Below are 17,035 nucleotides of genomic sequence, written 5' to 3' on the forward strand. Positions count from 1 at the left end.
CCCTCACTCGATTTCCGCCGATTGATCAAACGATGGGCCGTTTTGTTCGCTATTTTCATTATCGGCCGCCGCATCGATGAAATCAAGCGAAGTGGATGGCGCATGCGGATCAATGCCCATCTCCCGCGCTTCCGATTCGCTTTTAATATCAATTTTCCAGCCGGTCAATTTCGCCGCCAGCCGCGCGTTTTGTCCCCGTTTGCCGATGGCGAGCGACAGCTGATAGTCCGGAACGATGACCGTCGTCGCCTTTTGTTCTTCGTTGACAATGACGCGCAGCACTTTCGCTGGGCTTAACGCGTTGGCGACAAACTCCACCGGATCGGCCGACCAGCGGACGATATCGATTTTTTCTCCGTTCAGTTCATCAACAATGGCCTGCACGCGTTGCCCTCTCGGTCCGACACATGCGCCGACCGGATCGACTTCTGGGTTGTCGGAGTGGACGGAAATTTTCGAACGGTCGCCGGCTTCGCGGGCGATCGATTTAATCTCGACCGTTCCGTCGTAAATTTCCGGCACTTCGAGCTCAAACAGCCGTTTTAACAGTCCCGGGTGGGTACGGGAGACGAAAATTTGCGGCCCTTTTGTCGTTTTTTCCACTTTCGTAATGTATACTTTCAACCGGTCGTGCGGCTTATATGTTTCATTCGGCATTTGTTCGTTTGCCGGCAGGAGCGCCTCCGCCTTGCCGAGGCTGACGTAGACAAAGCGAGGGTCGACGCGCTGAACGATGCCGGTCATAATATCCTCTTCACGGTCGACAAATTCGGCGTAGATGATGCTCCGCTCCGCCTCGCGCACGCGCTGGGTGACGACTTGCTTCGCCGTCTGTGCGGCGATGCGCCCGAAATCGCGCGGCGTCACTTCGAGTTCGACGACGTCGCCGATTTGATAATTCGGATTGATCCGCTGCGCTTCCTCAAGCGAAATTTCAAGGCGCGGATCGGTCACCTCTTCGACGACATCTTTGCGCGCGAACACGCGGATTGTGCCGGTGTCCATATTGAGATCGACGCGCACGTTTTGCGCTTGGCCGAAATTGCGTTTATACGCCGAAACGATCGCCGCTTCGATCGCTTCCATCACGACTTCTTTGCTGATGCCTTTTTCCCGCATCAGATCAGCTAACGCCTCAAGCAATTGCGTGTTCATGCAACAAAAATCCCCCTTTTGCGATTAGAAGAAAATGACGGCTAATCGGGCGCTTGCCACTTTTTCATACGGAATGGCGACCGTTTTTTGCCGTCCGCGTTCTTTGACCAACAGCGTTACGGTCGTTCCGTCAAAAGCGGTTAGTTCGCCTTCAAACTGCTTTTCTCCTTCAATGGGCTCATACGTTTTGATATATACATGTTTCCCAATGGCCTTGGCAAAATCTTTTGCCTTTTTCAGCGGCCGCTCCGCTCCGGGCGATGACACTTCCAAAAAATAATTATGTGGAATCGGATCGACTTCATCCAGCTTTTCGCTCAATTTTTCGCTGACAACACCGCATTGTTCAATATCGACGCCATCGTCAGAGTCAATGAAGACGCGCAAAAACCAATTTTTCCCTTCCTTCACATATTCAATATCGACGAGTTCAAGCCCCATTTCGTCCAAGATCGGTGTGACGAGTTGTTCGACCGTTTCTGTCACCTTTTTGCTCATTGTGTTCCTCCTTACCGAGCAAACGTGCATACGTGGCATAATGAGAAAATCCCCTGCACAAGGCGGGGAATGAACGAGAGACGGGTGCCCATTCAAGACGAAAGAGTGGGTTTCCCCACTCTCTGCTTGCCATTATCTTTGCCAATTCCACTAAAACTATAACACATTGGGAAATATATTGCAACGAAAAAACTGCCGTCCGGACGAAAGAGCAATGTCCGCTTCCTTCAGCGGCGGCGCTTCCACTAAAACAGCGACAGCTGGTTATGGTCTGGAAGCGAGTCAAGGCAGCCGCGGCTTTCTAGATACTCGAGCAACGTTTTCGACAATTTGCCGCGCTGCTGCAAATCCTCCTTCGACAAAAACTCGCCTTCCTCGCGAGCGCGCACGATCGCCTGCGCCACGTTCGTCCCAAGCCCTGGAATGGCGTTAAACGGCGGAATGAGCGAATTGCCGTCAATGACGAATTCCGTCGCCTGCGAGCGGTACAAATCGATATTTTTAAAGGAAAATCCACGCTCGCACATCTCTAAGGCCACCTCAAGAACCGTGAGCAAGCTTTTTTCTTTCGCCGTCGCCTGAATGCCTTTGGCGTTGATTTCCTCAATCCGCTTGCGAATGGCGGCTGACCCTTTGATCATGGCGTCAAGGTCAAAGTCCTCCGCCCGCACGGTAAAGTACGACGCGTAATACAAAAGCGGATGGTGCACCTTAAAGTAGGCGATGCGCACCGCCATTAATACGTAGGCAGCGGCGTGCGCTTTCGGGAACATGTACTTGATTTTTTTGCATGAATCGATGTACCACTCCGGCACATCATGTTTGCGCATTTCTGCTTCAAACTCCGGCGTTAAGCCTTTTCCTTTGCGCACCGATTCCATGATTTTAAAAGCAAGCGACGGTTCGAGCCCGCGGTAAATCAAATAGACCATAATGTCGTCGCGGCAGCCGATGACTTCCGATAACGTGCACGTGCCGCTTTGAATGAGCTCTTGCGCGTTGCCGAGCCACACATCGGTGCCGTGCGACAAGCCGGAAATTTGCACGAGTTCGGAAAACGTTTTTGGCCTTGTCTCTTCCAACATTTGCCGAACGAAGCGCGTGCCAAACTCCGGAATGCCGATCGTGCCGACATTGCACATGATTTGCTCCGGCGTAACGCCAAGCGGCTCGGTGCTGCTGAAAATGCCCATCACATCCGGGTCGTCGGTCGGGATCGTTTTCGGATCGATGCCGCTTAAATCTTGCAGCATGCGAATGACCGTCGGATCGTCGTGCCCGAGAATATCGAGCTTCAACAAATTGTCGTGGATCGAATGGAAGTCGAAATGGGTCGTCCGCCATTCGGAGGACGTGTCATCGGCCGGATATTGAATCGGCGTAAAATCATAAATTTCCATATAATCCGGGACAACGATGATGCCGCCCGGATGCTGTCCGGTCGTCCGCTTCACCCCGGTGCAGCCAGCCGCGAGCCGGTCGATTTCCGCGCCGCGCAGCTGAAGATTATGGTCGCTCGCATATGCTTTGACAAATCCGTACGCCGTTTTGTCAGCGACCGTGCCAATCGTCCCGGCGCGGTAGACGTTGTCTTCGCCAAACAGCACTTTCGTATAGTTGTGGGCACGCGGCTGGTATTCGCCGGAGAAGTTCAAATCGATATCCGGCACTTTGTCTCCCTTAAAGCCAAGGAACGTCTCAAACGGGATGTCGTGCCCGTCTTTTTTGTATTTCGTCCCGCATCGCGGGCAGTTTTTATCCGGCAAATCAAATCCTGAGCCGACCGAACCATCGTTAAAGAACTCCGAATGCTTGCAGTTCGGGCAAACGTAATGCGGCGGCAGCGGATTGACCTCGGTGATTTCCGTCATCGTCGCGACAAACGACGAGCCGACCGATCCGCGCGACCCGACAAGGTAGCCGTCATCGAGCGATTTTTTCACAAGCTTGTGCGAGATCAAATAAATGACGGCAAAGCCATGGCCGATGATGCTTTTTAACTCCTTCTCAAGCCGCTCTTCCACAAGCTTCGGCAACGGGTCGCCGTAAATGTCCTTCGCCCGCCGGTAGCTCATTTCCCTGATTTCCTCGTCCGCCCCTTCGATGCGCGGCGTATACAGCTCATCTTTGATCGGCTTGACATCGCCGATTAACGAAGCGATTTTTTGCGTGTTGTCAACGACGATTTCCTTCGCTTTTTCCGGCCCTAAAAACGAGAAGCAGTCAAGCATTTCATTCGTCGTACGGAAATATACATCCGGCAGTTCATGGCGGTTGAGCGGATTCGCTCCGCCTTGCGAATGGATTAAGATTTTCCGGTAAATTTTATCTTCTGGGTTCAAGTAATGGACGTTGCCAGTGGCGACAACCGGGATGTCGAGCTTCTCACCAAGGGCGACGATGCTGCGGATGATGTTTTTGATCATCTCTTCGTCTTTCACATAATCCATCTCGATGAGCGGCTTGTACACGTCCGGCGGATGCACTTCAAGAAAATCGTAAAAACGGGCGATGTCTTCGACTTCTTCTGGCGCCTTTTGGATCAAGTTGTCAAACAGCTCTCCTTTGTCGCAGCCCGAGCCGACAAGCAGGCCGTCGCGATGCTTGACGAGCACGGAGCGCGGGATGCGCGGCATACGGTGAAAATATTGAATGTGCGACAATGACACAAGCTTGAACAAATTTTTCAATCCAGTCTCGTTTTGCGCCAACAGCGTCACATGGAACGGGCGCGCAAGCCGATAGGACGCTTCGCTGTGCGTGCGGCTGTTTAATTCGTCATGAAACAGTATGCCGCGCTCTTCCGCTTCCTTCAGCAGCCTCATAAGCAAATGCCCGGTTGCCTCCGCGTCGTAGATGGCGCGGTGGTGCTGCGTCAATTCAATGTCAAATTTTTTGCACAATGTATTGAGTCGATGGTTTTTCAAATCCGGGTATAAAAAACGGGCCAGTTCGAGCGTATCGATGACCGGATTCGTGATTTTGCCGCGCCCCATGCGAGCGAGGCCCGCGTTTAAAAAACCGATGTCAAAGCTGGCGTTGTGGGCGACAAGCGTCGCATCGCCGGCCCAGTCAACAAAACGGGCCAACACGTCTTCCGGCTTCGGGGCATCTTTCACCATCTCATCGGTGATCCCAGTCAGCTCCATCGTTGTCACCGACAACGGATGTCCAGGGTTGGCAAACGACATAAACCGATCAATGATCTCGCCGTCTTTCACTTTGACCGCTGCCAGCTCAATGATCGTATTGTACACAGCCGACAAGCCCGTCGTCTCGACGTCAAAGACGACGTACGTTTCCTCCGAAAGACGGCGGTGCGTTTCATTGTAGGCGATCGGCACGCCATCATCGACGATATTCGCCTCAAGGCCGTAAATGACCTTTATGCCATGTTTTTTCGCCGCACTGTAAGCCTCCGGAAACGACTGAACAACGGCATGGTCCGTAACGGCGATCGCCGGATGCCCCCATTTTTTCGCTTGCTCAATGAGTTTTGTCACCGAGGTGACCGCGTCCATTTGGCTCATCGGGGTATGCAAATGCAGCTCGACCCTCTTTTCCCCTTCCGGCGCCGTATCTTGCCGTTCGTTTGCGGCGATTTCGTTCAAATCGTTGGCGATGATGACCAAATCACGGACGAACGTATCGTTTTGCACGCTGCCGCGCACTTTCACCCACATGCCTTTTTTGACGCCGCTCATGAGCTCGGCGTCCTCTTTGTCGCGCGAGAACATTTTGACTAAAATCGAGTTCGTGTAATCTGTGATTTTGATGGTCAACAGCGTGCGGCCGCTTTTTAATTCGCTCACTTCGGCGTCAAATACATAGCCTTGCACCACGACGCGCCGCTCTTCTTCGACGATCGTCTCAAGCCGCCGCACCGGCTCCTCGTCGCGGATCGGATAGCCGATGACAAGCGGGCCGGACGGAGGTGCAGACGCAGCCTTTTCTTCTTCCCTCGCTAAATCGGTCAGTACAGCAAGCGCTCGCTCTTCGTCCTCTTGCTGTTTTTGCGCCAAAAACTGTTCCATTTCCTGCTTGGACGGCTCGACGCTGACGTCAAGCTGAAGGGTGGGAAACCCAAACGAAGCGTACACATCAGCGATTTTTTTCGCGAACCGCCGTTTGATCGCCAGCGCTTCCGCTTCATGGCGGGCAACGACAAGCAGCTTGTTTCCTTTCAGCTCCGGCGTCTGCCGGCTGAGCCAATCGACAAGCGGCGACATGCCTTCTTGCAGCTCGGCAAGGCAAAGCGGCCAATACGCCTGCACATCCGCCTCCGTTACGCGCGGCGCTTCGACCTCCATTGTATGGCGGACGGCGGCGATATGGCGGAACGCCGCTTGCAGCCGATCGGCAAACGTTTTGTATACATGAACCGGCAGCACGTTGTCAAACTGAAAATAAAAATGCCAGCTTTTCTCCTCTTTATCGATCACGACTTTGCGAATGGCCGCCTCGCGAAAATGCGGCATCCATTCGTCCGACGTCATCTTCAGCTGCTCAAGCAGGATGAGAAACCTCTCTTTTTGCTCTTTTGTCACCATGACGTCCGTTTGTTCCCCTCTCAACATCATTCTCTTTTCTATATCATACCATAACAAAAGCGCCGGCGAAAAAGACAGGATTCTTTTTCGCCAGCGCCGGCACTCATGATTGAAGGAGACGGCGCGCAGTGTCGACAAGCTCGCTGACCGGCACATCGAACGTCTCGCCTGTTTTCCGCACTTTTACTTCCACAACGCCTTCGCCCGCTCGCTTGCCGACGGTGACGCGGAGCGGAATGCCGATCAAATCGCTGTCGGCAAACTTCACCCCAGCCCGTTCGGGGCGGTCGTCATACAACACTTCAAACCCAGCCTGTCCGAGTTTTTCATACCACTCTTCCGCCAGCGCGCGCTGTTCATCGCTTTTTGCGTTCGCTGTAAGCAAATGAATGTGGAACGGTGCGACCGAAGCTGGCCACACAAGCCCGTGTTCGTCGGCAAACTGTTCGGCGATTGCGGCCACCAATCTTGATACGCCGATGCCGTAGCAACCCATGATCATCGTCTGCGTTTGGCCGTTTTCATCCAAATAGACGGCGTTCATCGCTTCGCTGTATTTCGTGCCAAGCTTAAACACGTGCCCGACTTCAATGCCGCGGGCGAAGCGGATCGTTCCTTTGCCGTCCGGAGACGGGTCGCCCTCTTGGACAAAGCGCAAATCCGCATACTGGCTGACGGCAAAATCGCGGCCCGGGTTCACGCCGATGTAATGATAGCCTTCCTCGTTCGCGCCGCAAACGCCGTTGACGATGGCGGTGACAGCATGGTCCGCAATCACCATGACGTCTTCGCTGACGCCGATCGGGCCGAGCGAGCCGATTGGAGCGTTCATCACCCGCTCTGTTTCTTCCGGCGTCGCCAATTCGACAACCGTCGCGTCGAGCACGTTTTTCACCTTCACCTCGTTCGCTTCATGATCGCCGCGGACGAGAACGAGCACATAGCGGCCGTCCACATTGAACAAAAGCGATTTGATGCAGCGCTCTGGAGATATTTGTAAGTACGAAGCGACTTCAGCGATCGTTTTTTGGCCCGGCGTCGCCACTTTTTTCAATTCGGCTGGCGGCTCATCGCTTTTTTCGTACGTCGCCACGACCGGCGCCATCTCAATGTTGGCGGCGTAGTCCGACGCGTCCGAGTAGGCGATCGTATCTTCTCCGATGTCTGAGAGCACCATAAACTCATGCGTATCTTTGCCGCCGATCGCTCCCGAGTCAGCGATGACGGCGCGGAAGTTCAATCCGCAGCGGCGGAAAATGTTCGAATAGGCGTTGTACATGTCGTTGTACGTTTCATCCAAGCTCTCTTTTGACGTATGGAACGAGTAGGCGTCTTTCATCATGAACTCGCGGCCGCGCAACAGCCCAAAACGCGGACGCTTTTCATCGCGGAATTTCGTTTGGATTTGATACAAGACAAGCGGCAGCCGCTTGTACGTTTTCACCTCGTCGCGGACAATCGCGGTGATCATTTCCTCATGCGTCGGACCGAGGGCGAAATCGCGCTCGTGCCGGTCTTTTAAGCGCATCAGCTCCGGCCCGTACGAGTACCAGCGGCCGGACTGCTGCCAAAGTTCAGCCGGCTGCAAGGCCGGCATGAAGAGCTCCATCGCTCCAATCCGGTTCATTTCCTCGCGAATGATCGCTTCCACTTTTTGCAAAACACGCTGCCCAAGCGGCAAAAACGTGTAGACCCCGCTTGCGCTTTGACGAATGAAGCCGGCCCGCAGCAGGAGCTGATGGCTTTTCACTTCCGCATCCGCCGGCACTTCACGCAACGTCGGAATAAATGCTTGACTTTGTCTCATCCATTAGCCACCTCGTTTTCTCTCTATAGGAAAAATTTTTGAATGTCATTCCATGTCACCACAAGCATAAGCAACATCAGCAAGGCAAAGCCGATAAAATGGACCATTCCTTCTTTTTGCCGGTCGACCGGCTTGCCGCGCACCGCTTCAATGGCGAAAAAGAGGAGCCGCCCGCCGTCTAGCGCCGGCAATGGCAACAAGTTGACAATCCCCAGGTTGATGCTTAAAATCGCGCCCCATTTCATCAAGTAATAGATCCCAGACTCAGCAACTTTGCCGGTCGATACGGCGATGCCGACCGGTCCGGACAGCATGTCAAGCTGAAACTGGCCGGTGATCAATTGGCCGAGCCCCGTTACAATTTCCCGCGTCCAGTAATACGTCTCAACCAGCCCTTGCTTGATCGAGCCCAGCACCGATTTTTCCATCGGCTGATAGACGCCGATCAAGCCGATCGTCTCCCCTTGCACCGTTTTCGCCTCCGGAGTGACCGTCACCCTCCGTTCTTTTCCATTCCGCTCAATTTGAAACTGAAGCGGTTCTCCCGGATGGGCGCGAATCGTGTTGACGATTTCCGTCCACGTTTCCATCCGTTCGCCGTTAATGGCGATCACTTCATCCCCTTGCTTCAAGCCGGCGGCACGCGCCGCTCCTTCCGGCGTCAGCTCGCCGATCACCGGCTTGTCGACCGGATAGCCTTGCAAAAGACCGATAATGATAAAGACAACGAGCGACAAGAGAAAGTTGGCGAGCGGTCCGGCCAAAATCGTCATCGTTCGCTGACCGAGCGTTTTTGCCGCAAATTGGCGATGGTACGGAGCAATTTGAATCTCTTGACGGTCGACGACGAAAAACGCCGGCTCCTTGACCGTAAACCGCTCGAACCGCTCACCATCCGTATAGCCGGCCACATACATGCCATGCTCTAAATCGGCCTCTTCCACTTCCACTACGCGGATATTTGGATAATCATCCTTATGGTTGAGGACGATTTTTTCCACTTGGCCGCTCTCATCAAGCAAAAGGCCGACGACTTGCCCCCGCTTCAATTCAATCGTCTCCGGGTCTTCCCCGGCCATGCGGACGAAGCCGCCAAGCGGGAGCAGGCGGATCGTGTACACCGTTTCGTTTTTCTTGAACGAAAACACTTTCGGCCCGAAGCCGATGGCAAATTCGCGGCACAAAATGCCGGCCCGTTTTGCCAGCAGCAAGTGGCCGAGCTCGTGAAAAAAGACGAGGGCACCAAAGACGACGATAAATGAAATGATCGATTCCAACGTTTCAACCACCTTTATGATAGTAGTGAGCGGACGTAGGCGCGCGCGTCCGCATCGATTTCACGAATGTCCTCAAGCTGCGGATCGCTCACTGGCCGATGGCGCTCGAGCGCGCGTTCAATCCACTCCTCGATGGCCAAAAACGGAATGCGCCCGGCTAAAAACGCCGCCACCGCCTCCTCATTGGCCGCATTCAACACCGTCGGCAGCGAGCCGCCGCGCTTGCCAGCCTCATAGGCGAGACGCAAACAGCGATAGCGGTCGAAATCAACCGGGGCGAAATGGAGCGCCCCAAGCGAGATGAAATCAAGCGGCTTGGCGGATGGGAGCGGCAACCGCTTTGGATACGCAAGCGCATATTGGATCGGAACGCGCATATCCGGCGCTCCAAGCTGCGCCAATACGCTTGTGTCACGGAACTGAACGAGCGAATGGATGATGCTTTCTCGATGCAAAACAACCTCAATCCGCTCATACGGCAGCCCGAACAGCCAATGAGCCTCAATGACCTCAAATCCTTTATTCATCATGGTCGCCGAATCAATCGTAATTTTTGCCCCCATCGACCAGTTCGGATGGCGGAGCGCCTCCTCAACCGTCACATGTGCGAGCTCTCGGCGCGTCTTGTCGCGGAAGCTGCCGCCGGATGCAGTTAAAATCAGTTTCTCGACGTGCTCCAACTTTTCCCCTTGCAAACATTGAAAAATAGCCGAGTGTTCGCTGTCCACCGGCAACAGCGGCACGCCGCGCCGCTTGGCTGCAGCCATGACGAGATGTCCGGCGACAACGAGCGTCTCTTTGTTGGCGAGGGCAATCGCTTTTCCCGCTTCAATCGCCTTTAGCGTCGGCACAAGGCCGACGCTGCCGACGACAGCGGTGACGACAACATCGGCTTGTGGGCAAACGGCTGCTTCAATCAATCCTTCCTCTCCGTACACGATCGTCGTCTGTCCGCGGTACTCGCGATACAGAACTTCATACGCATCACGGTCAGCGACGGCGACAAGACTTGGGGAAAATTCAGCGATCAGCCGCCTCGCCGCCTCGATATTTTTTCCGACTGATGCGGCGGCCAAGCGGAATTCGTCCGGATGGGCGCGGATGACATCGAGCGTCTGTGTGCCAATTGATCCGCTCGCCCCTAATATACTAATATATTTCAATTGTTTCACTCCTCACCCGCTTATCGTGCGATTGCAAGCAATATGTACAATATCGGCAGCACGAACAGCAAGCTGTCAAACCGGTCTAAAATGCCGCCATGCCCCGGCAAGATCGCCCCGGAATCTTTGACGCCGTAATGGCGCTTAAATGCCGATTCGATCAAATCGCCGAACTGACCGAACGCCGACAGCAACAACGCGACGCCAAGCGCCGCCGCCAAACTGCCAAACGGCGCCGCCGCCCACTCGTAAATCGCGGCGACAACAGCCGCGGAAGCGATGCCGCCGATGGCGCCTTCCACCGTTTTTTTCGGGCTGATCTCCGGCCATAGCTTGCGCCGGCCAAACGCGCGGCCAAAGAAATACGCCCCAATGTCAGTCGCCCAAATGACAAACAAGGCATAAACGAAGTACACGAACCCAACCAAACGAACAGCGCCGAAACAGAAAAACCCTACACCGACATAGACGACCGCCAAAACGACAAACGCCGCCTCATCGAACGAGAGCGCATTTTTCGTCACGACCGTACCGACAAGCAGCAAAAAAGCCAAAGCGGCGAGCACGCCAAATTTGGCGGTCCCAGACGCCAACCACTCGCCGCCGTAACGAGCGGGAACGAGCAACAACCAAAGGGCGATCAATCCAGCGGCCCCGGCAAACGACCCAAGACGCATCCCCTTCATACGCAGCAATTCAAACAGCCCGATCGTGGCCAATATATATGTTACTATTATAAACGGAAATCCGCCAAAAATAACAATCGGCAAAAAGAGCGCCGCCGCTATGACTCCGGTGATGATTCGCTGCTTCATCGCGCTGACACTCCTCCAAATCGGCGGTCGCGCCGCTGGTAAGCGGCAATCGCCTCTAAGAAATGTTGCTCTGTAAAATCTGGCCATAACACATCCGTAAACCAAAGTTCCGTATACGCCAACTGCCAAAGCATGAAATTGCTCAAGCGAATCTCCCCGCTCGTACGGATGAGCAAGTCAGGGTCAGCGAGCTCGCTCGTCATCAAGTACGAGGAAATGAGCGGCTCGGTGATGTCTTCCGGCGCGAGCATCCCGCGTTCGACGTCTTTGGCGATCTGCTTTACGGCGGCAGTGATTTCCGCCCGGCTTCCATAATTAAGGGCAAAGTTTAGCACAAGGCCGGTGTTGCTGCTTGTTTCCTCCACAGCTTTCTCAACCGCCCGGCGCGTATGATCGGGCAGCGCCTCCGTATGACCGATCACTTGGACTTTGACATTTTCGGCGACGAGTTCGGGAAGAAACGTCGTCAAAAACTGTTCCGGCAGCTTCATCAAATAATCGACTTCATTTTTCGGACGTTTCCAGTTTTCTGTCGAAAACGCGTAAAGCGACAAAATCTGAATCCCCAGCTCATTCGCAAAACGCGTGATTTTGCGCACCACTTGCATGCCTTCGTAATGGCCGGCCGCCCTCGGCAGCGCCCTCTTTTTCGCCCATCTCCCGTTTCCGTCCATAATGATGGCGACGTGGTTCGGCACCGGATGCCTGAGCACCTCTTCTTTCGTCACCGGGACGTCTTTCTCTTTTGTTTTTCGCATTTTATTGAACATACGAGTCCTCCGGGATCGTGTTTTGCCTTTCCATTATAGCAAAAAAACCCTCCATCAACATAGAGGGTTTGCATCGCTTTGCCTATACTTCCATTACTTCTTTTTCTTTTTCTTTTGTGATGGCGTCAATTTTGGCGATGTGGTCATCGGTCAGCTTTTGCACTTCGTCCGTGTAGCTGCGGAGCTCGTCTTCCGTAATCTCTCCGTTTTTCTCGAGTTTTTTCAATTCATCGTTCGCATCGCGGCGGATGTTGCGCACCGCGACTTTCGCGTCTTCTGAATACTTTTTGACAAGCTTCGCCAGCTCGCGGCGCCGTTCCTCGGTGAGCGGCGGAATGACAAGACGAATGACTGATCCGTCATTCGATGGCGTCAGCCCTAAATCCGATGCTAAAATCGCTTTTTCCATTTCTTTGATGGCCGATTTGTCATACGGCTGAATGACAAGCAGCCGCGCTTCCGGCACGCTGATGGAAGCCAGCTGGTTGATCGGCGTCGGTACGCCGTAATAGTCAACGGTTACTTTCTCAAGCAGCCCTGCGTTCGCCCGTCCAGCGCGAATGCTTGCCAGCTCGCGGGTGAACGCTTGCACCGCTTTATCCATCTTTTCTTTCGCCTGTTGGATCACTTGCTTTGCCATCGTTATTTCCCCCTTACGATCGTTCCGATGTTTTCACCTAACACTGCGCGTTTAATATTGCCTTCTTCCATAATCGAGAAGACGATGAGCGGAATGTTGTTGTCCATGCAAAGCGAGGAAGCAGTCGAATCCATGACGCCGAGGCCTTGCTTGATGACGTCCAAGTACGACAGCTCATCGTATTTGACCGCATTGGCGTCGACGTTCGGGTCGGCGCTGTAGACGCCATCGACGTTGTTTTTCGCCATTAAAATGACGTCCGCCTCGATTTCCGCCGCCCTTAAGGCCGCAGTCGTATCGGTCGAAAAGTACGGGTTGCCTGTGCCGGCGGCGAAAATGACAACTCGTTTTTTCTCAAGATGGCGAATCGCCCGGCGGCGAATGTACGGTTCGGCCACTTGCCGCATTTCAATCGATGTTTGCACCCGCGTTTCCACACCGAGCTGCTCAAGGCTGTCCTGCAAGGCGAGGGCGTTCATCACCGTCGCCAACATGCCCATGTAATCAGCCGTCGCCCGGTCCATGCCCATTTCGCTTCCCGTTTTTCCACGCCAAATGTTGCCGCCGCCGACGACGATGGCGACCTCGACGCCCAGTTCAACAACTTCTTTCACTTGTTTGGCGATCGACTGAATGACCGCCGGTTGAATGCCAAACCCTTGCTTTCCGGCGAGCGCTTCCCCGCTCAACTTTAACACGACGCGTTTGTATTTTGGCTGTTCCATGTCCAACCTCCATGATGCGAGTCGCTTTGAAAAACAGGGAACACGCGCGTGTTCCCTGTTGCGGTCCGTCATTGCTTTCTGACTTGGCTCATGACTTCTTCGGCGAAATTGTCTTGGCGTTTTTCGAGCCCTTCGCCGACTTCGTAACGGATGAACTGCTTGACTGTTGCTCCGTTCGATTCGACGTATTGGCGCACCGTCACATCCGGGTTTTTCACGAACGCTTGCTCGAGCAGGCAGACGTCTTCGTAAAACTTGTTCAGCCGGCCTTCGACCATTTTTTCAACGATTTTCTCCGGCTTGCCTTCGTTCAATGCCTGTTGTTTCAATACTTCACGCTCATGCGCAATCTCTTCCTGCGGCACGTCGTCGCGCGAGACGTATTTCGGATGAAGTGCGGCAATGTGCATGGCCACATCTTTGGCGACGTCTTCGCTCGCATTGCCGGCTAATAACGTTAATACGCCGATGCGCCCGCCCATGTGCAAGTACGCACCGAACGTTTCGCCGTCCGCTTTATTGACGACGGCAAAGCGGCGAAGCGTAATTTTTTCACCAATTTTGGCAATCGCTTCGTTGATGTAGTCTTGGACGGTCGACCCGTTGTCCATCGTTTGACCAAGCGCTTCATCAAGCGAAGCCGGCTTTTGTTTCAGCAAGTGGGCGGCCAGCTCTTTGACAAGCGTTTGAAATGCTTCGTTTTTCGCAACGAAGTCCGTTTCCGAGTTCACTTCCAAAATGACGGCGGTATTGCCTTCCACCGCGATGTACGCCATCCCTTCGGCCGCGATGCGGTCCGCTTTTTTCGCCGCTTTGGCAATTCCTTTTTCGCGCAGCCAGTCAATCGCTTTCTCCATGTCACCGTTTGTTTCGGTGAGCGCCTTTTTGCAGTCCATCATGCCTGCGCCTGTTTTTTCGCGCAGTTCTTTCACCATTTGTGCTGTAATCGCCATAAAAAAATCCTCCTTCTCATTGTCCCGTATATGTATCGGCGCCGGCAACGGCTTCCCGTTTTGCCCTTATTCGTTAGTATAGCCAAAAGCTGCTCATTTCTGTCTCAAAAAAAGGTGATAAAAGGCTTTCCCCTCTTATCACCTTTCTTGTGCATCGTTACTCTGCCGCGACAGCCGCTTCTTCGCCTTGTTTCGCCTCAAGCACGGCGTCGGCGATTTTTGAAGTCAACAGTTTGACAGCGCGGATGGCGTCGTCGTTGGCCGGAATGACATAGTCAATTTCGTCCGGATCGCAGTTCGTATCGACGATGCCGATGATCGGGATGTTCAGCTTGCGCGCTTCCGCCACCGCGATCCGCTCTTTGCGCGGGTCGATGACAAACAACGCATCCGGCAGCTCTTTCATGTCTTTGATGCCGCCCAAAAACTTCTCAAGACGCTCTTTTTCTTTTTTCAAGCGAATGACTTCTTTTTTCGGCAAAACGTCAAATATGCCATCTTCTTCCATTTTTTCGATTTCACGCAGCCGTTTGATCCGCTTTTGGATCGTAGCGAAGTTCGTCAGCGTGCCGCCGAGCCAGCGTTGGTTGACATAAAACATGCCGCAGCGTTCCGCTTCTTCTTTCACCGACTCTTGCGCTTGTTTTTTCGTGCCGACGAACAAAATTTTGCCGCCATTCGCCGCCAATTCGCGGACGAAGTTGTATGCTTCCTCGACTTTTTTCACCGTTTTTTGCAAGTCGATGATATAGATGCCGTTGCGCTCCGTGAAAATGTATTTTTTCATCTTCGGATTCCAACGGCGCGTCTGATGTCCAAAGTGGACGCCAGCTTCAAGCAGTTGTTTCATCGAAATAACCGACATGTATGCTCCTCCTGTTTCCTTAGTGGTTTTTGGTCCTCCGCCTGCCTCATCTTTCAGCAAGACTGGAGTTCCCAGCACCGTTGCTGAAATCATCAGGCGTGTGTATTCACACCATGAAAAAATATATCACAACTGCAAACGGCAAATCAAGCTGTTATTCGCCTATTGATTCGTTTTTTGCGCAAATTTGAGCCATAGCTCGACTTCCGTTTTCCCTTTGCCGAGCTGTTTGGCAATTTCCTCAACCGCCACCCCTTCCGCATATAGGCGGCGAGCAAGCTCACTCGCGTCGGCTGATCGAGCGAGTGAAAGTTCGAGCACATCCTTGACCGTTCCGATGTCTGGGAAATAGTCCAGCGTTGCGCTGGAGCGGCTTGTTTCTGTGCGTTTTTCGGTTTCTCCCTGCTCCGCCGGCTCGTTTTCCCCCTTTTTTGCTTCCGCTGTTCGCTTTTCGAACCCTGCTCCGATTTCACCGCCTCCCGCCCCCGGCATAGACGCCGTCTCTTTCCCGCTCGCGCCCCGTTGCACACTGAGCGCACCGTTCGTTTCCGGTGCAACAACGAATGGTGCCGCTCCGCTGCCAAGCAACGAGTCAAGCTCAGCCAAAAATCGCTCGTTTTCTTCCTTCCAGGCAGCAAGATAAGCGGTCATGGCTTCCTCGAGCTCCTCGGCCCGCCTCTCTGCCTCGCCAAGCCGCGACAAGCGGAGGAAAAGCACAATGATCAACCAAAACGACAAGGCGTGCAACAGCAAACTGATCGTTAGCCAAAATGCCATCATGATGTTCACTATCCTTGAATGTCGATCGTTTTTCCTTTATAAGGATGTCCTCCAAAATGGGACGCCTCCTGCTCAAGACGGGCGCTCGTTCGTTTATCCGTCACCCGACGGCGCGCACGCTCCGACCGCTTTTCACCGGCAGCTGCCATTTGCGCCTGCACTGCATAGGAGTGTTGTTGCGTCGAGGCTTGAAGCCTTTCCGCATCGGGCGTTTTCGGCATGACGCTTTGCAACGCTGGAAGCTGGATGTCCATCGTTTTTTCTCTCCCCTCATGGGTCTTTTTCAAAAAAGCGGCGCAGTTTCCAAAGCGCTTTTGCATGAATTTGCGAAATTCTTGATGTCGACAAATGCAAAAGACTCGCGATTTCTGTAAACGTCAGTTCCTCTTTGTAAAACAAACTGATGACGAGCTGCTCTTTTTCATTCAACTGTCCGATGGCTTCAGCGAGCTTTTCGATCATTTCCTGCTTGACGATTTGCTCCTCGGGAAGCGGAGCGCGGTCGTCGCGAACCGCCAATATTCCTTCATCTTCGTCGATGGTCGTCTGCCCGAGCGGCAGCCAATGGGAAAAAAACGTTTCACTCGCCGCCGTCTGCACTTCTTCTTCCGTCATCCCGAGCTCAGCGGCGATCTCTTTCGCCGTCACCGATCGCATGTGCCGCTGTTCGAGCCGCTCGATAGCTTCCTCAATTTTTTTTGCCTTATCGCGCATGCTGCGCGGCAGCCAGTCTTCTTTGCGCAAACCGTCTAAGATGGCGCCGCGGATGCGGAACGAGGCGTACGTATCGAACTTCAAATCACGCGATGGATCAAATTTCTCCAACGCATCGTATAAGCCGACGAGTCCAAGGCTGACGAGCTCATCCTTCGGCACGGAGCTCGGCAGCGTCGCCGAAAGCCGCTGCACGTGGTAGAAAACAAGCGGCATATAGCGCTGCACCAGCTCCTCGGCCGCGTGGCGGTTACGGCCGTTGATCCATTCATCCCAGTATTTCCGTTCTTCTCCTTTTAGCGCGCTTCCCATTATTCTCCCCC

At 53.7% G+C, this 17,035-nt stretch carries 15 protein-coding genes; all 15 read right to left on the reverse strand.

Translation table 11 applies throughout. From position 1 onward, the window contains the following. Positions 1-3 precede the first annotated feature (3 nt). The 15 genes from nusA to BJQ97_RS11255 all read right to left on the reverse strand — a co-directional run bounded on the left by nusA (position 4) and on the right by BJQ97_RS11255 (position 17,024). The gene (gene nusA, locus BJQ97_RS11185) at positions 4-1,155 is read right to left on the reverse strand and encodes a transcription termination factor NusA (RefSeq protein WP_160156633.1); all 1,152 of its coding nucleotides are present in this window, start codon (positions 1,153-1,155) and stop codon (positions 4-6) included. A 24-nt stretch (positions 1,156-1,179) separates the two neighbouring features. Further along, on the reverse strand, positions 1,180-1,653 hold the full coding sequence (gene rimP / locus BJQ97_RS11190; RefSeq protein ID WP_160156634.1) for a ribosome maturation factor RimP: 474 nt from the start codon (positions 1,651-1,653) through the stop codon (positions 1,180-1,182). Between the two features lie 245 nt (positions 1,654-1,898). After that, the gene (locus BJQ97_RS11195) at positions 1,899-6,203 is read right to left on the reverse strand and encodes a PolC-type DNA polymerase III (protein WP_160157603.1); all 4,305 of its coding nucleotides are present in this window, start codon (positions 6,201-6,203) and stop codon (positions 1,899-1,901) included. Positions 6,204-6,306: 103 nt separating this feature from the next. Then, a complete protein-coding gene (locus BJQ97_RS11200) occupies positions 6,307-8,010 on the reverse strand; it encodes a proline--tRNA ligase (RefSeq protein ID WP_160156635.1) in 1,704 nt (567 codons plus the stop codon). A gap of 23 nt (positions 8,011-8,033) precedes the next feature. After that, positions 8,034-9,299: an RIP metalloprotease RseP gene (rseP, locus tag BJQ97_RS11205; protein ID WP_201451690.1), complete on the reverse strand. Its 1,266-nt coding sequence runs from the start codon at positions 9,297-9,299 to the stop codon at positions 8,034-8,036. A gap of 2 nt (positions 9,300-9,301) precedes the next feature. After that, complete coding sequence (gene dxr, locus BJQ97_RS11210) at positions 9,302-10,450, reverse strand: 1-deoxy-D-xylulose-5-phosphate reductoisomerase (RefSeq protein WP_160156637.1); 1,149 nt, start codon at positions 10,448-10,450, stop codon at positions 9,302-9,304. Between the two features lie 20 nt (positions 10,451-10,470). Continuing rightward, complete coding sequence (locus BJQ97_RS11215; protein WP_160156638.1) at positions 10,471-11,265, reverse strand: phosphatidate cytidylyltransferase; 795 nt, start codon at positions 11,263-11,265, stop codon at positions 10,471-10,473. Continuing rightward, positions 11,262-12,035, reverse strand: a complete 774-nt coding sequence (locus tag BJQ97_RS11220; protein ID WP_160156639.1) for an undecaprenyl pyrophosphate synthase — start codon at positions 12,033-12,035, stop codon at positions 11,262-11,264. The genes BJQ97_RS11215 and BJQ97_RS11220 overlap by 4 nt, the downstream gene beginning before the upstream one ends. 82 nt (positions 12,036-12,117) lie before the next feature. Then, positions 12,118-12,675 (reverse strand): ribosome recycling factor, encoded by a 558-nt coding sequence (frr, locus tag BJQ97_RS11225; protein WP_011230752.1) that lies wholly within the window; start codon positions 12,673-12,675, stop codon positions 12,118-12,120. Positions 12,676-12,677: 2 nt separating this feature from the next. Beyond that, a complete protein-coding gene (gene pyrH, locus BJQ97_RS11230; RefSeq protein WP_011230751.1) occupies positions 12,678-13,400 on the reverse strand; it encodes a UMP kinase in 723 nt (240 codons plus the stop codon). A 68-nt stretch (positions 13,401-13,468) separates the two neighbouring features. Then, positions 13,469-14,353, reverse strand: a complete 885-nt coding sequence (gene tsf / locus BJQ97_RS11235) for a translation elongation factor Ts (protein ID WP_011230750.1) — start codon at positions 14,351-14,353, stop codon at positions 13,469-13,471. Positions 14,354-14,510: 157 nt separating this feature from the next. Beyond that, the gene (rpsB, locus tag BJQ97_RS11240; RefSeq protein ID WP_013145737.1) at positions 14,511-15,218 is read right to left on the reverse strand and encodes a 30S ribosomal protein S2; all 708 of its coding nucleotides are present in this window, start codon (positions 15,216-15,218) and stop codon (positions 14,511-14,513) included. Positions 15,219-15,380: 162 nt separating this feature from the next. After that, positions 15,381-15,998 (reverse strand): hypothetical protein, encoded by a 618-nt coding sequence (locus tag BJQ97_RS11245; protein ID WP_160156640.1) that lies wholly within the window; start codon positions 15,996-15,998, stop codon positions 15,381-15,383. An 8-nt stretch (positions 15,999-16,006) separates the two neighbouring features. After that, positions 16,007-16,252, reverse strand: coding sequence for a hypothetical protein (locus BJQ97_RS11250; RefSeq protein ID WP_160156641.1), 246 nt, complete (start codon positions 16,250-16,252; stop codon positions 16,007-16,009). Positions 16,253-16,268: 16 nt separating this feature from the next. After that, positions 16,269-17,024 carry a FliA/WhiG family RNA polymerase sigma factor gene (locus BJQ97_RS11255; protein ID WP_160156642.1) on the reverse strand — a complete coding sequence of 252 codons (756 nt, stop codon included), beginning with the start codon at positions 17,022-17,024 and terminating at the stop codon, positions 16,269-16,271. Between the last annotated feature and the right edge of the window lie 11 nt (positions 17,025-17,035).

This window comes from Geobacillus sp. TFV-3 (assembly GCF_009901865.1).
In the GTDB taxonomy this organism is placed as follows: domain Bacteria; phylum Bacillota; class Bacilli; order Bacillales; family Anoxybacillaceae; genus Geobacillus; species Geobacillus thermoleovorans_A.

What these genes read in the sequence shown, in the direction of transcription:
- nusA (WP_160156633.1), bottom strand. Translation starts at nt 1,155, where the DNA reads ATGAACACGCAATTGCTTGAGGCGTTAGCTGATCTGATGCGGGAAAAA.
- rimP (WP_160156634.1), bottom strand. Translation starts at nt 1,653, where the DNA reads ATGAGCAAAAAGGTGACAGAAACGGTCGAACAACTCGTCACACCGATC.
- BJQ97_RS11195 (WP_160157603.1), bottom strand. Translation starts at nt 6,203, where the DNA reads ATGGTGACAAAAGAGCAAAAAGAGAGGTTTCTCATCCTGCTTGAGCAG.
- BJQ97_RS11200 (WP_160156635.1), bottom strand. Translation starts at nt 8,010, where the DNA reads ATGAGACAAAGTCAAGCATTTATTCCGACGTTGCGTGAAGTGCCGGCG.
- BJQ97_RS11215 (WP_160156638.1), bottom strand. Translation starts at nt 11,265, where the DNA reads ATGAAGCAGCGAATCATCACCGGAGTCATAGCGGCGGCGCTCTTTTTG.
- BJQ97_RS11220 (WP_160156639.1), bottom strand. Translation starts at nt 12,035, where the DNA reads ATGTTCAATAAAATGCGAAAAACAAAAGAGAAAGACGTCCCGGTGACG.
- frr (WP_011230752.1), bottom strand. Translation starts at nt 12,675, where the DNA reads ATGGCAAAGCAAGTGATCCAACAGGCGAAAGAAAAGATGGATAAAGCG.
- pyrH (WP_011230751.1), bottom strand. Translation starts at nt 13,400, where the DNA reads ATGGAACAGCCAAAATACAAACGCGTCGTGTTAAAGTTGAGCGGGGAA.
- tsf (WP_011230750.1), bottom strand. Translation starts at nt 14,353, where the DNA reads ATGGCGATTACAGCACAAATGGTGAAAGAACTGCGCGAAAAAACAGGC.
- rpsB (WP_013145737.1), bottom strand. Translation starts at nt 15,218, where the DNA reads ATGTCGGTTATTTCGATGAAACAACTGCTTGAAGCTGGCGTCCACTTT.
- BJQ97_RS11245 (WP_160156640.1), bottom strand. Translation starts at nt 15,998, where the DNA reads ATGATGGCATTTTGGCTAACGATCAGTTTGCTGTTGCACGCCTTGTCG.
- BJQ97_RS11250 (WP_160156641.1), bottom strand. Translation starts at nt 16,252, where the DNA reads ATGGACATCCAGCTTCCAGCGTTGCAAAGCGTCATGCCGAAAACGCCC.
- BJQ97_RS11255 (WP_160156642.1), bottom strand. Translation starts at nt 17,024, where the DNA reads ATGGGAAGCGCGCTAAAAGGAGAAGAACGGAAATACTGGGATGAATGG.